Annotated in this window: 12 protein-coding genes; 9 read left to right on the top strand and 3 right to left on the bottom strand. The window is 34.2% G+C overall.

The genetic code is table 11. The annotated features are described in order from the left end of the window. Positions 1 to 31 precede the first annotated feature (31 nt). From J3D55_RS16665 to J3D55_RS16655, 3 genes are read left to right on the top strand one after another with little or no spacing between them, the layout of a single operon-like run. Positions 32 to 1,474, top strand: coding sequence for an alpha-L-fucosidase (locus J3D55_RS16665; protein ID WP_259132618.1), 1,443 nt, complete (start codon positions 32 to 34; stop codon positions 1,472 to 1,474). Continuing rightward, positions 1,474 to 2,763 (top strand): glycoside hydrolase family 3 protein, encoded by a 1,290-nt coding sequence (locus tag J3D55_RS16660; protein WP_259132617.1) that lies wholly within the window; start codon positions 1,474 to 1,476, stop codon positions 2,761 to 2,763. The genes J3D55_RS16665 and J3D55_RS16660 overlap by 1 nt, the downstream gene beginning before the upstream one ends. After that, the gene (locus tag J3D55_RS16655; RefSeq protein WP_259132616.1) at positions 2,732 to 4,132 is read left to right on the top strand and encodes a glycoside hydrolase family 3 C-terminal domain-containing protein; all 1,401 of its coding nucleotides are present in this window, start codon (positions 2,732 to 2,734) and stop codon (positions 4,130 to 4,132) included. The genes J3D55_RS16660 and J3D55_RS16655 overlap by 32 nt, the downstream gene beginning before the upstream one ends. A 77-nt stretch (positions 4,133 to 4,209) precedes the next feature. Here the strand turns inward: J3D55_RS16655 and J3D55_RS16650 are convergent, their stop codons facing one another. Then, positions 4,210 to 4,584, bottom strand: coding sequence for a hypothetical protein (locus tag J3D55_RS16650; protein WP_259132615.1), 375 nt, complete (start codon positions 4,582 to 4,584; stop codon positions 4,210 to 4,212). A 484-nt stretch (positions 4,585 to 5,068) separates the two neighbouring features. Between J3D55_RS16650 and J3D55_RS16645 the strand changes: the two genes are divergently transcribed. The 6 genes from J3D55_RS16645 to J3D55_RS16620 all read left to right on the top strand — a co-directional run bounded on the left by J3D55_RS16645 (position 5,069) and on the right by J3D55_RS16620 (position 11,915). Beyond that, on the top strand, positions 5,069 to 5,329 hold the full coding sequence (locus J3D55_RS16645; protein WP_259132614.1) for a hypothetical protein: 261 nt from the start codon (positions 5,069 to 5,071) through the stop codon (positions 5,327 to 5,329). Between the two features lie 230 nt (positions 5,330 to 5,559). Next, positions 5,560 to 6,948, top strand: coding sequence for a dihydrolipoyl dehydrogenase (gene lpdA, locus J3D55_RS16640; protein WP_259132613.1), 1,389 nt, complete (start codon positions 5,560 to 5,562; stop codon positions 6,946 to 6,948). A 406-nt stretch (positions 6,949 to 7,354) separates the two neighbouring features. Further along, a complete protein-coding gene (locus J3D55_RS16635) occupies positions 7,355 to 7,969 on the top strand; it encodes a PH domain-containing protein (RefSeq protein ID WP_259132612.1) in 615 nt (204 codons plus the stop codon). A gap of 74 nt (positions 7,970 to 8,043) precedes the next feature. Next, complete coding sequence (locus J3D55_RS16630) at positions 8,044 to 8,640, top strand: hypothetical protein (RefSeq protein ID WP_259132611.1); 597 nt, start codon at positions 8,044 to 8,046, stop codon at positions 8,638 to 8,640. An 825-nt stretch (positions 8,641 to 9,465) separates the two neighbouring features. Next, the gene (locus J3D55_RS16625; protein WP_259132610.1) at positions 9,466 to 11,016 is read left to right on the top strand and encodes an amidohydrolase family protein; all 1,551 of its coding nucleotides are present in this window, start codon (positions 9,466 to 9,468) and stop codon (positions 11,014 to 11,016) included. Between the two features lie 92 nt (positions 11,017 to 11,108). Continuing rightward, positions 11,109 to 11,915, top strand: coding sequence for a patatin-like phospholipase family protein (locus J3D55_RS16620; RefSeq protein WP_259132609.1), 807 nt, complete (start codon positions 11,109 to 11,111; stop codon positions 11,913 to 11,915). A 214-nt stretch (positions 11,916 to 12,129) separates the two neighbouring features. Here the strand turns inward: J3D55_RS16620 and ade are convergent, their stop codons facing one another. Together ade and J3D55_RS16610 are read right to left on the bottom strand one after the other, a co-directional pair. Beyond that, entirely contained in the window at positions 12,130 to 13,755 is a 1,626-nt protein-coding gene (gene ade, locus J3D55_RS16615; RefSeq protein ID WP_259132608.1) for an adenine deaminase, read from the bottom strand. 523 nt (positions 13,756 to 14,278) lie between these two features. Further along, positions 14,279 to 14,575 carry a hypothetical protein gene (locus J3D55_RS16610; RefSeq protein ID WP_259132607.1) on the bottom strand — a complete coding sequence of 99 codons (297 nt, stop codon included), beginning with the start codon at positions 14,573 to 14,575 and terminating at the stop codon, positions 14,279 to 14,281. Positions 14,576 to 14,811 lie beyond the last annotated feature (236 nt).

The raw sequence follows: 14,811 nt of genomic DNA, 5'->3' as shown, positions 1-14,811 counted from the left end.
TGATGATTAAATTAGCAAAAACTAAACGTCAATGGTAATCAGACAAAAAGCAAAAACCATATTTCTTTCATCATTTTTCATTTCATCTACTTTTTTTTCTCAGGCTCACAATGTTTCGGAAGGGTATCAAAAACCGACAGATCCATTGGTTATTCAAAATCTTGAAAACTGGCAGGATTTAAAATTCGGACTCTTCATGCATTGGGGAACATACAGTCAATGGGGAATTGTTGAAAGTTGGAGCTTATGTCCTGAAGACGAATCCTGGACTCAAAGAAAACCCGAACACGGAAAATCTTACAATGAATATGTGAAAAACTATGAAAATCTGCAGACCACTTTTAATCCGACTCAATTTAATCCGCAAAAATGGGCAGATGCGACGAAAAAAGCAGGAATGAAATATGTGGTTTTCACGACAAAGCACCACGACGGTTTTGCAATGTTTGATACGCAACAATCTGATTATAAAATTACTTCCTCAAAAACACCTTTTTCCAAAAATCCAAAAGCGGATGTGACGAAAGAGATTTTCAATACATTTAGAAAGGAAGGTTTCAAAATCGGGGCTTATTTCTCAAAACCCGATTGGCATTCAGACAATTATTGGTGGTCGTATTTTCCGCCAAAAGATCGAAATGTAAATTATGATCCGAAAAAATATCCTGAAAAGTGGAACAATTTCAAAAAATTCACATTTAATCAGTTGAATGAAATCACTTCAAACTACGGTAAAATCGATATTCTTTGGTTGGATGGAGGTTGGGTTCGTCCGTTTCACACGATCGATCAAAATGTAGAATGGCAAAGAACGATCAAAGTCGAACAAGACATTGATATGGATAAAATCGGGACGATGGCTCGAAAAAATCAACCTGGAATTATTGTGGTAGATCGTACTGTTCCAGGAAAATGGGAAAATTATGTGACACCCGAACAAGCCGTTCCTGAAAAGGCGCTTTCGATTCCTTGGGAAAGCTGTATCACGATGGGAGATTCGTTTTCGTATGTTCCGAATGACAATTACAAATCTTCTCAAAAGATCATTGAAACGTTGGTTAAAATCATTTCAAGAGGCGGGAATTATCTGATGAATATTGCTCCCGGACCCAACGGAGATTATGACACCATCGTTTATGAAATATTAAAAGAAATTTCAGGTTGGATGGATAACAATCAATCGGCCGTTTTTGCGACAAGAGCAATCGCTCCTTATCACGACGGGAATTTTTATTATACGCAAAGCAAAGATGGAAAAATGGTGAATATTTTTCACTTGGATGAAAAAATAAATTATCAAGCTCCATCGATGCTAAATTTCCCTATTCCTGAAAATTTTAAACCAAAATCATTGAAAATTTTAGGATTATCGAATAAAATTCAATGGAAAAAATCAGGGAACTCTATTGAAATTAATTTACCAAAAGAGAGAAATCAATTAAAATATTCAACTGTAATTCAAATAACGCAATAATGAAATTGAGTTTTACATTAATTGGAATTTCGTTGTTGAGTTCTGTCATTATTTCTGCCCAAAAACCTTTATACAAAGATCCGAAACAGCCTATAGAAGCCAGAGTTCAGGATTTACTGAAAAGAATGACGCCTGAAGAAAAATTCTGGCAATGTTTCATGATTCCCGGAGATTTGGACAACGTTCCGAAAGGTCAATATTCCCACGGAATCTTTGGATTACAAGTGAGCGCAGGAAATCAAGGAGGCGGAGTTGCAGGGCAATTATTGAAATACAATGCGAATGAAGATGCGGAAAAATTGGCGAGAAAAATCAATGCTATTCAAAAATATTTTGTGGAAGAATCGAGATTGGGAATTCCGATTATCCCTTTTGATGAAGCTTTACACGGATTGATGCGTGAAGGCGCAACCGCTTTTCCTCAAGCGATCGGTTTGTCGGCGACTTTTAATCCTGAGTTGATGAAAGAAGTTTCGACAGCGATTGCAAAAGAATCAAAATTGAGAGGAATTCGTCAGATTTTAACACCGGTTGTAAATTTGGCGAGCGATGTTCGATGGGGTAGAACAGAAGAAACGTATGGTGAAGATCCGTTTCTGACTTCTATGATGGGTGTAAATTTCGTCAGTTCATTTGAAAATCAGGGAATTATTACCACTCCAAAACATTTTTTAGCGAATGTTGGAGAGGGCGGAAGAGATTCGTATCCTATTCATTGGAGCAAAAGATATTTGGAGGAAACGCATTTAATTCCTTTTCAAAAAGCCTTTACTCAGGGAAAAAGCCGTTCGGTAATGACTTCTTATAATTTGTTGGATGGAAGACCTTCAACGGCAAATCATTGGTTGCTGACCGAAAAATTAAAAAACGAATGGAATTTCAAAGGTTTTGTTATCAGTGATGCAAGTGCGGTTGGTGGTGCAAATGTTCTCCATTTTACGGCAAAAGATTATGACGATGCTTCTGCGCAGGCGATTAATGCAGGACTTGATGTGATTTTCCAGACAGAATACAATCATTATAAATTATTTATTCCGCCGTTTTTGGATGGAAGAATTTCGCAGGAAAGAATCGATGATGCGGTTTCCAGAGTTTTACGGGCGAAATTTGAATTGGGTTTATTTGAAAATCCTTACGTTTCTGATGCTGCTATTTCGGAATTAAAAAAAATAAATCACAAACCTTTAGCGGAAAAAACAGCCATTGAATCTTTTGTTTTGCTTCAAAATAACCATCAGACACTTCCAATTTCGGAAAATGTTAAAAAGATTTTGGTGGTTGGAAACTGATGCTGTTGATGCAAGATTGGGCGGTTATTCCGGGCCGGGAAATAAGAAAGTGAGTATTTTGGAGGGGATTAAAAATTTCGTTAAAAATAAAAATATTGAAATCAGTTATTCAAAAGGAATTGATTGGAATTTGAAAAAATTTACGACCGTTCCAACCGAATTTTTATCTTCTGAAAATAAAAAAGGCTTACAAGGAAATTATTTTTCCAATTCAGATTTAAAAGGAAATTCTGCTTTTGAGAGACAAGATGAACAATTAAATTTCAAATGGACATTATATTCTCCAAATCCTGAAAAACTGCAACCCGACAATTACAGCGTTCGCTGGACAGGGAAATTAGAAGCGCCAAATTCCGGAAAATATCAATTGGGATTACGCGGAAACGATGGCTTCAGATTGTATGTAAATGGAAAATTATTGATCGACAATTGGGAAAAATTAAGTTATTCCACCAAAACTGTTGATGTAGATTTTGTGAAAGGTAAAAAATCTGATATCCTTGTTGAATTCCATGAAAATAGAGGTGAAGCAAATATCGAACTGATCTGGAATTATGGCTTAAATAATTACGAAAAAGATTTTAATGATGCTTTAAAACAAGCTCAAAATGCAGATTATATCATCGTTACCGCAGGAATTCATGAAGGTGAATTTCAGGATCGTTCTTCGTTGAGTCTTCCCGGAAATCAGGAACAATTTATTCAGGAAATTTCAAAATTAAACAAACCGACAACAGTTGTTTTGGTTGGAGGTTCAGCAATAAAAACTACGGATTGGAAAGATAAAGTAGGAGCGATTTTAGATGTTTGGTATCCCGGAGAAGAAGGTGGAAATGCGGTTGCAAAAGTGCTTTTCGGAGCAGAAAATCCTTCGGGAAAATTACCGATTACATTTCCGATTGAGGAAGGTCAATTGCCTTTGACGTACAATCATCATCCGACAGGACGCGGAAATGATTATTATGATTTGAGCGGTGAACCATTGTATCCTTTCGGTTTTGGATTGAGTTATACGTCTTTTGAAATATCTGATCTGCAATTAGATAAATTAAAATATTCTGAAAATGATACGGTTATTGCTAAAATCAATGTGAAAAATACAGGTTCGAAAGCTGGAAGCGAAGTCGTTCAATTATATGTAAAAGACTTACTTGCTTCGGTTTCAAGACCGATTATTGAATTGAAAGGTTTTCAGAAAGTGTATTTAAAACCAAATGAATCGAAACAAATTACCATCGAAGTTCCTGTAAAAGAATTACAGTTTTTAGATGAGAAAATGAATTGGATCGTAGAAAAGGGAACATATAGAATTATGGTTGGAAATTCTTCAAAAAACCTGCCGTTGAAACAGAACATTGAAATACAATAGATTTACCTGTTAATCAGGTATATTCAAATTAAAAAAATCAATAAATTTAATACCCAAATCGCTTGAAGCTTTGGGTATTAAACTAATCTGCAAGGAACTTCCAGATCTTCGGTAAGGTAATAGCTACAGCATAAACGATGATATCCGTCCGCAATAATCAGATCATTTTGTCCTCTTACCAGTAAAATGGGGGATAGTTTTTTATTTTTTTGTACTTTTTTCAGATTTTCTTTGACGTGGATATTAGTTTCCGGCAGCAAAGCAAGTCTACTGGCTCTTAGAATATCTTTAGATTTTTTCATGATAGTAGGCGCTTTTTTCAGTTCTTCCACGATTTTTTGTACATGATCAGGAAGAAAAAGAAGTTCCAGATAATCTTGTGCAGCAGGAAAATCATGTTCTTGAGGCTCTTTCATCCAAATATTATCCTTGGTCAATATGTTTTTTTTCATAGATGTATTGTAGCTTAATTACTATATATAAAAGTAAAAAAAATAGTTTATAAATCTGTTACACTTTTTATTTGAAGCTTTTTCCCGCTATCCACTGTATCTTTTTTGTTACGTTCTCCGCTTCGCTCCGACCGCAACAAAAAAGAATGTCGTTTCTATCGGGGCTAGGAATTTTGTCGTTTTCTCAACCGATCGCAATACCTATTATGTTGTCGTTCTGTAAGAATTGGGGAATGAATTTTCATAATTATTTTTTGCACCCAGCCAAAGCCTTGTCAAGGTTTCAACCTTGACAAGGCTCATTCAACACTGTTTATTTTAAAATTTTTGCACCTTTGCGATTTCCAACTCTCAAAATAAAATGTTAACAGATTTTATAATAAACATTTAATAATTGGTATGATATCTGTAATATTTAGTTCGAATCTGAATAAATTTAATTAATAAAGACTTATTGGTTAAAATTATTCAAAAAATGAATATTATGAAAAAGTTATTTATATCCACCGTTTTATTAGTAGGTTTATCAATGAGCGTTTCGGCACAGAAACATCCGTCACCGCCACCTCATCCTTCAAAAAGCGAACTGGTAAATACCAAATCGCGTGAACTGGATAAAAGATATAATCTGGAAAAGAAAGCAATTTTGAATCATCCGGTAGCAACCAAAAAAATGAAACAAGAGCAATTAAAGGCTTTAAATGAGAAATACAGAAGTCAGAAAAGATTGCTCAAACAAATGTAATAATGCAGTTTTTTTAGAAATTATTAAAATGCATATAGTTTAATTCTATACATTCGGTTTTACGAAATTTTTAATTTAAAATAAAATTTATTGAAAGAGAATGCTTTTTGCGTTCTCTTTTTTGTTTAAAATTAAATGAAAATGGTATTAACAATGCATTATGACATGAATTTCGGGAAATATGAAACATCCAATATTTTTCCTTAAATTCGCATAAAAATTTTAAACTAATGAATTACGATATTATTGTCATCGGAAGTGGTCCTGGTGGATATGTTACTGCAATCAGAGCTGCACAATTGGGTTTCAAAACTGCAATTATCGAGAAAGAAAGTTTAGGGGGAATTTGCCTTAACTGGGGATGTATTCCAACGAAAGCTTTATTGAAGTCGGCTCAGGTTTTTCATTACATCAATCACGCTGAAGACTATGGTTTAAATAAAGTAGAAGGTAGCTTTGAATTTCCAAACGTAATTCAGAGAAGCCGTGGAGTTGCCAACAAAATGAGTAAAGGAATTGAGTTCTTGATGAAAAAGAACAAGATCGATGTCATTTTGGGTACTGCGAAAGTTCAGAAAGGTAAAAAAGTTTCTGTTACAGATAACGACGGAAAAGTAACTGAATATTCAGGAAATCACATCATTATCGCGACAGGAGCTCGTTCTAGAGAGTTGCCTAACTTACCTCAAGACGGTAAAAAAGTAATCGGATACAGACAGGCATTATCTCTTCCTGAGCAGCCAAAATCTATGATTGTTGTAGGTTCTGGAGCAATCGGGGTAGAATTTGCTGATTTCTATAACACAATGGGTACGAAAGTAACTGTTGTTGAATTTATGCCAAACATCGTTCCTGTAGAGGATGAGGACATTTCTAAGCACTTAGAAAAATCTCTGAAAAAATCAGGAATCGAAATTATGTTGAATGCTTCTGTAGAAAGCGTTGACACAAGCGGAGAAGGCGTAAAAGCTACCGTAAAAACTGCAAAAGGAAACATCGTTCTTGAAGCTGATATCTTATTATCTGCTGTCGGAATCGCTGCAAACATCGAGAACATTGGTCTTGAAGAAGTGGGAATCCAGACAGATAAAGGTAGAGTTTTGGTGAACGAATGGTACGAAACTTCAGTTCCGGGATATTACGCAATCGGAGATCTTATTCCTACTCAGGCTTTGGCACACGTTGCTTCTGCGGAAGGAATTACTTGTGTTGAAAAAATTAAAGGACTTCACGTTGAGAAAATCGACTATGGCAATATCCCTGGATGTACTTACTGTCACCCGGAAGTTGCATCTGTTGGTCTTACTGAAAAGCAGGCAAAAGAGAAAGGTTACGAAATCAAAGTTGGTAAATTCCCTCTTTCTGCAAGTGGAAAAGCGACTGCAAACGGAAATACAGACGGTTTCGTTAAAGTTATTTTCGATGCTAAATATGGGGAATGGTTAGGTTGCCACATGATCGGTGAAGGAGTTACAGATATGGTTGCAGAGGCTGTTGTTGCTAGAAAATTAGAAACGACTGGTCACGAAATCATCAAATCTATTCACCCGCATCCAACAGTTTCTGAAGCGATTATGGAAGCTGCTGCTGCTGCTTACGGTGAGGTGATTCACATTTAATTTTTAGCTTTGACAAAGGTGTAAATCTTTGAAAAAGTTTCACAATATCAAAACCACAGATTTGTTCTGTGGTTTTTTCTTTTTCTAAGAACTTGTTAAAATTTTTATGACTTTATTATTTTTAAACGCAAAGTTTTAATTAAACTTAATAGATTATTTTTAGGAAGCAAAAGCAAATAAAATTTACTTCGAGAAGGTTTAAAACACAGCTTCATCAAATCAACTTGTTGATTCTTCTTTGCTCGCTTAAATAATTAAGTCTTTAAATAAAAATCTTTGCGTCAAAAATGAATGATGATTTTAATATCTAGTCAAATTTAAACTAGTTCCAAGATAATTTTTTTGATTTTATCTCACTTATTTTCTTAATTTTATTCACTTAATAAACTACAAATTAAAATAAATTATGTTTAAAAAATTAGCTGCAGAAGCTTTGGGACTGGGAGATATCGGTAAAATTATTCCTTCTCAGGATTATGATAAAGTAGATTCTGATGATTATATTTTATCAGAAGATAATGAGAAAATTTTCTTCTTAATTAAATCTAAAAGAGACGAATATTGCTTTACAAACAGAGCATTAATTCATATCGATGGAGCAAGTGCTTTGGATAAAAAGAGAATTTTAAGAAGATACGAATATTATCAGTTTCCTTTTTCTGCAATAGCTTTGCAAACTGCCGGAACAATTGATTTGGATGTTGAAATTTCATTTAATATCGGAAATGTTCCTTTGATGATAAGCGTTGCAAAAGGTCAGATTGATCAGTTGAAAGACTTGTACAAAGCGCTTTTGGCGATTCAGCAGGAAGTTCACCACAATCATTCGTTGTTGAATTTTTCTAATGACAGCATCCAAAAAGCAATAACAAGTGTAGCATCAGGAAAGCAGGAAAATGTTTCGAAAAGTCAGGAATTAAGAGCCATCAACGAGTATATTTTCGCTTGGAATACGAACAGTTTCGATAAATATAACCAAAGAGATTTCTCGAAGATTTTTGAAAAGTATATTAATAATTAGAATTTAATTCAATTCAATAAAAATAATATATTTAAGCTCAGATTTAATCTAGGCTTTTTTAATAAACTATACCCATGAAAAAAATATTGACTTTACTGTCTATCGTAAGTTTTACTTTTTTATTTTCACAAGAAGAAACGGAATACATTAATAATCCTCTTCCGGCAAAGTATGTTTTGAAAACTTCAAAAGATACTATTATTACCCACGTTGCGGGAAGTTATGCATTTAAAAAGAACCATTTCACAGCAGATACGTTTTTAAAGAATATAAAAACTGAAAATAGTGAAGTGAAAACAAAAATTCCTGTAGAAACAATCAGATATCTTGAAATCACTGATTTTGATAGAAAAGTAAGAAAATTTATTAATTCTGATCGTTTTCCTGAACTGAAATTGGGAAGTAGAATGCTTGAAGTTTTATTTCAGGGAAAAAGAATCTTAGTTCTGAGAGAGGAATATAATGTGAATATTTACGGTAATACTGGAGCCACCTATTATACTTTTGATAAAAGAGAATTGCTTAAAAAAGCAGGTAAAGATAAAGTTCTGAAAGAGCGACTTGAACAATATCCTGACTTGCTTGAAAGATATAAAAGAATAAAAAAAGATGCTGAATATTACGAGCTGCTTACTGATTACGAGAAAAAATTTGAAGATTCATTAGATTGATGGATTTAAATATAAACCACAGATTCTGTCTGTGGTTTTTTACTGTTCAAAAAAATCATCAGAGAGGCTGCGAACCCAAAATTTGACGTTCTGAACCCCGCCGGATACGTTCCGAATATGTCCCGATACGTTCTGCAAAGCTGCGGATATGTTGGTTATAAGTTCCGATACGTAGGGCAACCTCTTGCGACACGTTATTCATAAATCCATTGGGGTTGATGACACCGAAGTTGAGGTTATTTAACTCTCAGAATACCTTGTACAACCCATCCCGATAGATAATCTACGACTCAAGATAGGTAAAATACTTATCCAGACTATTTTTGAACATATCCAGAGGTCTGCGGAAGGTGTCGTAACGGATAAACAATGTATCTGTAGGACTAAAAAATGTATATGGAATATAAAAAACTTCTAATATGTTTTATTACATTATAATTTTCTACAAAGTTTATCATCCTGGAAGGATCTAGGCATAGTATTAGAAAATAGTGTGAAAAGATTCGTGCCTGGATCTCTACGAGATGACAAAGAGGATGCTGAATGAGCCTTGTCAAGGTTGAAACCTTGACAAGGCTTCGGGGGTGGCAGATATTGTGGATTTAAACCTTCAAGGTTTGATTTTTTTTAAACAGTCGCAAATTCCTAGCCCTGATAGAAACGACATCCTTTTTTGTTGCGGTCGGAGCGAAGCGGAGACCGTAACAAAAAAGATACAGTGGATAGCGGGAAATAGCTTCAAATAAAAAATAAAAAAATACCCCAAAAGGATAATAACATATTCAGAATTAACTTAGTAACTTTAAGATAACAAAAACTAAGGCCATGAAATATTTTGATTTCCACTGTCATCCTGTTTTGAAACAGTTGTTTAATGATGATCCCAATATAGATTCATTTATTTACAAAAAAGATTTAGGAATCATTCCGAAAGCATGTTCGGAGCTTGGAGATATTATTCAGACACAGACGCATCATACGCAGCTTGCCGAGTTTAAAGATGAAGTAATTGTAGGTGCGGTCTTGTATAGCGTAGAAAAATTTGTTGCAGAAAATGTAATTCCTCTTCGTGGTAACCTCGAAAAAGCATCGCAATTCAAGCTTTCAAAATCTCTTTTGGAAAACATTAAAAACAACGATTACAAATCATTTTCAGGGTTTCTAATGGAAAGAACCCTGCAGGAATATATTGAAGCTTCCTCCTATAATATTCTTACAAAATCCAGTTTTAAAAACCCGTTGCCGAAAAATAAAATCAATGTATTTTTCACGATTGAAGGCTGCCATTCTTTAGTCGATGAAATAAACGAATGCAATGCAACGCAGTCTTATAATGTAAAAGAAATTGTTACCAATCTTGATAAAGTCTTAAAAAAAGTAGACATTATCTCGGTTAATTTAACCCATCTTCAGCAATCAAGTTTATGCAATCATGCCTTTGGAATGCAGGTTGCGAAAATTGAACCTTTTATCCCGAAAGGAAACGGACTGAAAGATGATGGGAAAAAGGTTGTTCAGGAACTGTTTAACAGAAATATTTGTGTTGATGTAAAGCATATGAGTTACAAATCTCGGAAAGATTTAATGGGTAAAATAGACTCCGGTGAATTTACAAATGCGCAGCCATTAGTTTGTACTCATGCAGGTTTTACGGGAATTCCTTTTAAAGATTGGGCAGGATATATACAGTTTAGAAAAACGGTTTTTGGAGCTTTTAGCTTAGATATTACAAAACCGATTAAGTCTAAAAGTAATCCCCAAAGACCCGGATTTCCGGGATTTAATGCTTCAACAATTAACTTGTTTGATGAAGAAATTGCATGGATTGTAAAAAATGGCGGCGTAATTGGAGTTTCTTTAGACAAAAGAATTTTAGGGTTTACGGATAAACCTTCGGGAAGCGGACCGGATGAAATGGTAACTGACAGAGAATTTTTTTCTATCGACGAATGGAATGCTTTGGGTATTGATGATAAGAATTTAAAAAAATCAATCAGCGACAGCAATTGTCTTATGGTAAATGAATTGGATTTTGACAGTCTTGATGCCGAAAAAGAGTTTTTCTACTATCATATTCTTAATCATCTTAAACATTATTTTCAGGTTTGTGTTGATCATAAGATTTCTATTGAAACGGCTCAAAAACATATCACGATCGGAACAGATTATGACGGGTTGATCAATCCTTTTAATGTGACGCCAACCGTGCGAGAAATTGGAAAATTAAGAAATTATATCAGTTTGAATTTTAGAGGTTTTCTGGAAGATCTGGATGATGCCAAAAAATGGTCGGATCGAATCAATATGGATACGTTTATGGAAAACTTTTTCTATCGAAACGGACTCAATTTCATAAAATCCAGATTTGGAATTTAATAATAATTTTATTTGTGTTAAAGTAATTTTAAAATCGCTCCATTTAGAAAAAATAATCCGATTTTCTCACGTCGTTTTCTTACATTTAATCCATGAACTTTGAAAAAACAGGGTTGGTTTTATCGGGAGGCGGTACGAAAGGGATCGCACATGCAGGCGTCTTAAAATTTTTAAGCGAAAAGAATATTGATATCGATATTTTGTCTTGCTGCAGCGCCGGATCTATCGTCGGAAGTCTTTATGCGATCGGTAAAAAACCGGAGGAAATTCTGGATTTCTTTCAGTCGGTATATTTCTTCGACTGGAAACATTTTGCATTTAATCAGCCGGGGTTGGTTTCGTCTATTATTTTTGCGAATTATCTGAAGCCTATATTTAAGGATATGAGGATTAAAGATTTAGATAAAGAAATCAAAATTGTAGCGACAGAGCTTGTTTCCGGAACAGAGAAAATTTTCGATGAAAACTTTTTTGTTACCGATGCGGTCATTGCTTCATGTTCGATTCCGGGAATTACGACTCCCTATATTTTAGGGGAAGAGATGTTTTGCGATGGGGGAGTGCTCAATAATTTCCCTGCAGATGTCATAAGAAACGACTGTGATCGATTGATCGGGGTTTTTGTATCTCCGCCACATGATATTAAAATTAATGATCTGAAGACTATTAAATCCATCGTTTCGCGTTCTTACGATTTGTTGTCATACCGTATCGAAAAAATAAAATTCGAGTATTGCGACTGGTTTATTTCTTCTCAGGATTTATCGAGCTACGGAACTTTTGAAAGAAAAAAAGACCGCCTGGAACAGATTTATAATATCGGATATAATGCCGCAAAAGACAGCTTTGCAGAAAGTCAGTTTTTTTCAGAATTTGAAAACGAAAAACGGATAATTTAAAAGACTATTTTTATTGTAAATCGCAAAGGCGCAATTTTTTTAACAACTATAATTTTTAAGGTGCAAGGATTTTATTTTCGATAAAATTTAATTAATCGAATTATTGTTTTATGCTTGTTGAAAATCTTTGATTTTCTTGCGCCTTAAAAACAGACTAAGCATTAATAATCTTTGCGCCTTTGCGATTTACCAACAAAACTGTAATTTAGTTTTATTAAATAAAAAGATCCGTAAACTCAAAACTTTTACCATTAAAAAGCCCTTTATCACTCAGTTTCAATTCAGGAATTACCAAAAGAGCCATGAAAGATAAGCTCATATAAGGAGCTCTCAGTTTACTTCCCAATTCTTTTGCACGTTGGTCTAATTTGATGTAAGATTCAGCGACTTTTTCCGCCGGAAGATCCGTCATAATCCCTGCAATAGGCAATTCTAAAACCATTTCTTCAGTTTCTGTTACCAGTGAAATTCCTCCTTTAGCTTTAATAATGGCGTTGACAGCTTTGCACATATCATCGTCATTCGTACCCACGACCACAATATTATGACAATCATGCGCCACGCATGAAGCGATAGCACCGGTTTTTAATCCGATATTTTTAATAAAAGCAGTCGCAATTGGTGCATCTTGATAACGATTTACAACGGCTATTTTCAGAATATCATCTTCGGTATTAGATTCGGCATAACCATTTATGATTAATGATTTCGCATGAACTTCATTCGTGATTAACTGTCCGTCTAACGTTTCTATCACACGAATTTTTTCACCTTCACTTTTTATTTTAAAATCAGAAGGCTGTTTTAGACTGCAATGAAAATTATTAACAATAGGAGCGTCGAAAGATGATATAAATGATTCTCCATTTTCAGCAACCAGATTACCGTTAATATATGTTTTTAAAATAGTAAAATCCTGAATATTATCGATCTCAATAAAATCTGCATGATCGCTGATTTGCAATAATCCGATGGGTAAATTGTAGTGTTTTATAACATTATAAGAGGCAGCTCGCAAAACGTCATACAAGTCATGACCTTCTTTTAAAGCCCGTTTTACATGATCATTAATATGAGATTCAAGCAGATTATCGGGATGTTTATCGTCACAGCAAAACATAATCTGATCCGGAAAATCTTTTAATAACGGAATTAAGGTATCAAAATTTTTAGCAGCACTTCCTTCACGAATCATCACTTTTACACCATGTTGAAGTTTTTCTAATGCTTCTGTATACCCAAAACATTCATGATCGGTCGTAATTCCTGCGTTGAAATAGGTTTTCATTTCCTCACCCATTAAACCGGGAGCATGACCGTCAATGGGCTTGTTATGTCTTTTTGCGGAAGCTAGTTTTTTATGAACTTCTTCGTCATTGTAAATAACTCCGGGAAAATTCATCATTTCCGCTAGATATACGATTTCTTTTCTGTCTAATAATTTATCAATATCATCAGAATCAATCACCGCTCCTGCTGTTTCAAAATTCGTTGCAGGAACGCAAGACGGAGCGCCAAAATAAAAATGAAAGGGAACTTGCTGAGCATTATCAATCATATATTCCACCCCGGAAATACCCAAAACATTTGCAATTTCGTGAGGATCTGAAATTGTCCCCACGCTTCCGTGTTTTACGGCAATCCGTGCAAATTCTGTAGGAACGAGCATGCTGCTTTCGATGTGAACATGAGCATCAATAAAACCTGGCAAAATATAAGTATTCAGCGTTTCCGAAATCTTTTTTATCGAACTGATTTTATCGTCTGTAATGACTAATTCTGCGGGATAAGTTTCCTTGGAAACAACGTCTATTAGGTTTGCTTTGATGGTAAATGTCATTATGTTCCTATTATTTTTAATCATGTGAATTTACCACAATAATAGAAATAAATGTGTCCTTTTTGAGTGAAAATAAGAAGAAAGCTTTTGTTGGAAAGGGGTAAATGTTTTTTATTTGGAGCTTTTTCCCGCTATCCACTATATCTTTTTGGTTACGGTCTCCGCTTCGCTCCGACCGCAACCAAAAAGGATGTCGTTTCTATCGCGGCTAGGAATTTGCGACTGTGACAAAAAATCAAACCTCATAGGTTTTTAAAACCTATGAGGTTTATATCCAGAGTATTTGTGATAGAAATCAGTATGATAAAATTTACAGAAAATTATAAACAAGCTAATAAAAAATTCCTGACTGTAAAAATCAGGAATTTATCAATAATTATTTTATTTTTAATTTTTCACAACCTGCCCGTCTTGGTTGACGATTGTTTTTCCGTTTTGGTCATCTACAGTAAGAGTATAAGGGGCTTTTTTAGGAGAATCAGTTAAATAATTTCTCCAGATCTGATAAGTATATCCGTTATTATTAAATTCGTAATAATAATTTCCGCCAGTTTCCGTCCGGAATCAATTCTCCGTCGCTGATAATCATGCTTGGTTTTGTCGTTACTTTCCCGTTTACGCCCCAAGATTGGTACAGATATTTTCCGTTGGGCTGCTTATCGATTTTTATTTTAAATTTTTTAGTTTTAATAATAACCGATTTTGGGACTTTTTCTTTTTGATAATTTACTTTTGAAATTGGATTTTCATTAATAGTATTCGCTTGAATTAATGAAAACTGAGCCATACAAAACGCTCCGAATAACAGTTTTTTAATCATGTTTTTAATGCTTATTGTTGATGCTTTGTTTCATCAAATTTAAAGCCAATTATTGATCTTTTTCACAATTTTACAAAGTATTTTTCTTATCAAAAATAGAGTTTTGAAAATGCAAATAGTCGATATTTAAAAATAATAATATTGATTATCAGTTGATTGTGATTTATGCTAAAAAATATTTTAATTTTTTGAAACAACTGAATATTTTTCTTGCGTACATTTGTAGCACAAAAGGA

It is taken from the genome of Chryseobacterium ginsenosidimutans (assembly GCF_024807225.1).
Lineage (GTDB): Bacteria > Bacteroidota > Bacteroidia > Flavobacteriales > Weeksellaceae > Chryseobacterium > Chryseobacterium ginsenosidimutans.
The sequence above is the reverse complement of the archived record's forward strand: the minus strand, read 5'-3'. Positions and strand labels throughout refer to the sequence as shown.